The sequence below is a fragment of the Bradyrhizobium sp. SHOUNA76 genome (genome assembly GCF_023006445.1).
In the GTDB taxonomy this organism is placed as follows: domain Bacteria; phylum Pseudomonadota; class Alphaproteobacteria; order Rhizobiales; family Xanthobacteraceae; genus Bradyrhizobium.
Genome location: NZ_JALBHA010000697.1, coordinates 1 through 2,569 on the forward strand (window position 1 = coordinate 1; position 2,569 = coordinate 2,569).

Annotated in this window: 3 protein-coding genes and 1 pseudogene; 1 reads left to right on the forward strand and 3 read right to left on the reverse strand. The window is 65.9% G+C overall.

All coding sequences use genetic code 11. From position 1 onward, the window contains the following. The 3 genes and pseudogenes from MOV74_RS35800 to MOV74_RS35810 all read right to left on the reverse strand — a co-directional run. Positions 1-178: pseudogene (locus tag MOV74_RS35800) on the reverse strand (DNA polymerase III subunit delta'); the annotation flags it as partial. Then, positions 175-861 carry a dTMP kinase gene (gene tmk / locus MOV74_RS35805; protein ID WP_246931934.1) on the reverse strand — a complete coding sequence of 229 codons (687 nt, stop codon included), beginning with the start codon at positions 859-861 and terminating at the stop codon, positions 175-177. The pseudogene MOV74_RS35800 and the gene tmk, both read right to left, overlap by 4 nt. 2 nt (positions 862-863) lie before the next feature. After that, positions 864-2,126, reverse strand: a complete 1,263-nt coding sequence (locus MOV74_RS35810) for a D-alanyl-D-alanine carboxypeptidase family protein (RefSeq protein WP_246931936.1) — start codon at positions 2,124-2,126, stop codon at positions 864-866. A 152-nt stretch (positions 2,127-2,278) separates the two neighbouring features. Between MOV74_RS35810 and MOV74_RS35815 the strand changes: the two genes are divergently transcribed. Next, positions 2,279-2,569: alpha/beta fold hydrolase (locus MOV74_RS35815; protein ID WP_246931939.1), on the forward strand; the 291-nt coding region annotated here is incomplete at its 3' end.

Below are 2,569 nucleotides of genomic sequence, written 5' to 3' on the forward strand. Positions count from 1 at the left end.
GATAGGCCAGCGTCGCCTTGCCGATCCCTTGCGGGCCGCCGATCAGCCAGGCATGCGGGATGCGCCCGCTGCGATAGGCCGCGAGCAGCGCCGTCTCGGCCTCGCGATGTCCGAACAGCCGCGAGGTCTCGCGCGGATGCGGAATGGGCGTTTCGCGCTCGGTCTGACGTGGGCTCATGCGGAAACCACCGAGGCCGGTGTGGGAAGCAGACGATCGCGCAGCGCCGTCCAGACTCGTGCCGCAACTGTATCCGGGTCGGAATTGGCGTCGATCAGCACGCAGCGCGCGGGTTCGTCCGCAGCGATCTTGCGATAGGCCTCGCGCAGAGCCTGATGAAAACTGAGCTTCTCACCCTCGAACCTGTCCGGCGTGCCGTTGCCGCGGCGCGCGGCGGCGCGCTGGAGGCCGATCTCGACCGGCAGGTCGAGGATGAGAGTGAGGTCCGGCTTGAGATCGCCGATGGTGACCCGCTGCATCGCGTTGATGAGACCGATTGGAACCTTGCCGAGGCTGCCCTGATAGGCCCGCGTGGAATCGGCGAAGCGGTCGCACAGCACCCAGGTGCCCTGGTTGAGCGCAGGCAGGATCACGGTGCGGACATGGTCATCACGTGCGGCGGCAAACAGCAGCGTCTCGGCTTCGGGTCCGAGCAGCTTGCCCATGCCGGACAGCACCAGATGACGCATGATCTCGGCACCCGGCGAGCCGCCCGGCTCGCGCGTGACCCGGATGCGCAGCTTTGCCGCCTTGAGACGGTCGGCGAGTTTCTTGATCTGGGTCGATTTGCCGGTGCCCTCGCCGCCTTCAAAGGTGATGAAGCGTCCGCGTCCGGACGGCCGCTGTAGCGCGCTCTCACTCATGGTCAGAGCTTCTCGGCGCCTGCGCGGAACATGCCGATCACGAGCTCGCTGGCGCCGTCGATCGCACGTCGCATGGTCGAGCCGGTAGCAATCGCTTCGGCCGCATAGACCGGCGTCTCCACCGCGATGTTGCCGCTGCGCCAGACCTTGACCACGCCGACCCGCTGGCCGGCCTCGACCGGCGCCCGCACCGGGCCGCTATAGACGACGCGCGCAATCAGCTTGTCGCTGCCGTTCTTGTGCACCATCACCTTCACCGGGTTCTTGGCGACGAGCTTGACCGAGCGGCTCTCGCCGCCGAACACCTTGGCGTAGCCGACGGGCTGCTCGGCCGCGATCAGCGTGCGGGTTTCGAAATTGCGAAAACCCCATTCCAGCATCTTCTTGGCTTCCGTAGCACGATCCTCGGGATCTTCGAGCCCGTTGACGACGACGATCAGCCGCGTGCCGTTCTGCACCGCCGAGCCGACCATGCCGTAGCCGCCTTCCTTGGTGTAGCCGGTCTTGAGGCCGTCGGCGCCTTCCATCGAATTGAGCAGCGGATTGCGGTTAGGCTGGCGGATCTTGTTCCAAGTGTACTCCTTCTCGCCGAACAGTTTGTAGAATTCGGGGAAGTCCAGGATGATGTGCCGGGCGAGGATGCCGAGCTCGCGCACCGTCATCTTGTTGCCGGGGTCGGGCAGGCCGTTGGAATTGCCGAAGGTCGACCTGGTCATGCCGAGCTCGCGGGCGCGCTTGGTCATGAAGTCGGCCGCGAAGATCCGCTCGTTGCCCGCCATGGCTTCGGCCAGCGCGATGCAGGCGTCGTTGCCGCTCTGGATGATCGCGCCGTGCAGGAGATCGTCGACCGAGACCTTGCTGTTGATGGCGGCAAACATGGTGGAGCCGCCCGAGGGCGCGCCGCCCCGTCGCCAGGCGTTCTCGCTGATCCGGTACTCGTCGGTCAGCTTGATGTCGCCCTTCTTGATGGCATTGAAGACCACCTCCGCCGTCATCAGCTTCATCATGCTGGAGGGCGCGCGCAGCTCGTCGGCGTTCTTCTCGAACAGCACGCTGCCGCTGGAGGCTTCGATCAGGATCGCGGTCGGGGCATCGCCGTCGAAGCCGGTATCGTCCGCCTTCTTGGCGCCCTGGACGCTCTGGTTGGCGGCCAGAAGCGCCCCACTCCAGCCGATGCCCACAACCAGAACCGTCGCCATCAGCCCGCGCAACAGCGCCCCGGCGGTGAAGCGGGTGCGACGAAGCGAAGAAGGACGAAATGCCATGGCCAAGCCCTGAGAGCGGCGTTCTAACAGCTGGAACCGATGCGAACAACACGAGGTTGGACGCCTGCCGCGAGATTGCACGATTCTCGCCGCGCCCCTATCGTGGCGCCTCATGTTTCTCGACCAAACCCCTGAAACAAGGCGGAAAAGCGATGTCCTCCACCCGTGTGATCAAGACCAACGGCATCGATCTCTTCATCCGCGAAGCCGGCCAGGGTCCGCTGGTGCTGCTGTGCCATGGCTGGCCGGAGCTGTCCTATTCCTGGCGCCACCAGATCCCCGTGCTCGCCGAGGCCGGGTTTCACGTCGTCGCCCCCGACATGCGCGGCTACGGCCAAAGCGCCGCGCCGCCAGACGTTGCCGCCTACTCCATCTTCGACACGGTCGGCGACGTGGTCGGCCTCGTGCAGGCGCTGGGCGAGACCAAGGCGATGGTGGTGGGC